The 1,503-nt window shown below is 33.1% G+C and carries 3 protein-coding genes; all 3 read left to right on the forward strand.

The features are described from left to right. On the forward strand, positions 1-246 hold a 246-nt coding region (locus AC1DTM_RS26110; protein WP_477001246.1), incomplete at its 5' end, for a hypothetical protein. Between the two features lie 16 nt (positions 247-262). Beyond that, positions 263-532: a hypothetical protein gene (locus AC1DTM_RS26115; RefSeq protein ID WP_078173285.1), complete on the forward strand. Its 270-nt coding sequence runs from the start codon at positions 263-265 to the stop codon at positions 530-532. Between the two features lie 190 nt (positions 533-722). Further along, positions 723-1,319, forward strand: a complete 597-nt coding sequence (locus AC1DTM_RS26120) for a hypothetical protein (RefSeq protein ID WP_477001247.1) — start codon at positions 723-725, stop codon at positions 1,317-1,319. The last annotated feature ends 184 nt before the right edge of the window (positions 1,320-1,503 follow it).

Raw genomic sequence — 1,503 nt, forward strand, 5'->3', positions numbered from 1 at the left:
GAATACTACATTACGAATGAACCTGCCAAAGCAGAAGAAGTCGGGCGAAAACTTGGTGAAGTAACAAAGAAAATTGAAACAAGCAAACAGCCTACTAAAGATAATGAATCCAACAGATTACAAGAAAAAACAGAAGTATTTGAAATGATTTTACAAGAAGAGGATGAAAGGCGCCCCATACTCGTAAAAGAACCTAATAGTGAAGAATATAGAGTAGCAAGGGCGATGTTAAAACAAGTACTATAATGAAAAGGAGACTCATATGCAGACAGTAACTTCATATCCGTGGTCGTTAAGAAAAATATTTGTCTTTTTCCTTTGCTTTATTCTGCCTCCTATCGGTGCCATTTACATTTTGATGAATAGAGAGGCATTACAAAAAAGAGATATCATTTCATACCTATTATTTGCGGCTACTAATATATCACTTTGGTTATCGCTTATGGTTTTTGATCGGAGCATATGGATGGTAGCAGGACATTATGTACTTGGAGTAATTATTATTGTTTTTTCAAATATGAATAAGAGATAAACCAGCAATCTTAAAGTTGCTGGTTTTTATTTTATAAAGAAGGCCTTGTAGAAATACTACAAGGCTCTTTGTCTTTTGGGAAAGAATAGAAAACAAATCATATAAATGATATACTAAAAAATGTTTGTAATGTAAGTTTCATACTATTGTATAGTGATGACTTACTAGAAAAGATAAGAGGAGAATGAACGTGAAAAAGGTAAAGAAATTATTGCTGCTAATGATGGTAATAGGATTAACAGTTGGTGTTCTAGCAGGATGTGCAAACCCGAAAGATACTGCTGAAGAATTTTTAACAGCGATACAAAAAGGTGACCTAGAAAAGGCTCGCACATTTGTTGAAAGTGATAAAGAGTTTAGTAAACTAAATGAAAAAACAGACGATGCTGACGGAAAAGCAATGCTGAGCGCAATTACGAAAAGCTTTAAATTTGAAAAGCTAGAAGAAGTATCAAAAAAGGATGACAAAGCAGAAGTGAAAGTGAAAGTTACATCTGTTGATCTATCTATTGCCGTAACAAAAGCAATGGGAGAAGTTATGCCAATGGCCTTCGCTAGTGCCTTTAGCGAAGACAAAGAGCAATCCGAAAAAACAATAGAAAAAACAATGACATCAACTATCATCAAAAACTTAGCGGATAAAGAGGCAGCAATGGCAACTCGCGAAGTTACATTGAACTTAAAGAAAGACAAAGATGGCGAATACAAAATCGTTGCTGATGACAACCTACAAGAATTGTTATTTGCTAATGCGAAGTCTTTGGAGAAGATGTTTGGTGGGAAGTGATTTAGTTTTGATAGAGGAAATAGAAATTCAGAGATAGTATAATAAATTAGAAAGAGACGTTAGTAAGACGTCTTTTTTTGTTTCTTTAAAATTTATTAATTTACCGAAATAAGGTCTGATTTTTTGTGAAGAGGAAAAATTTAGTGTTAAAAAATTTTTTAGTAATAGAAGATAAAAGAGAAGA

The sequence above is a fragment of the Bacillus sp. P4_D3 genome, from assembly GCF_056401855.1.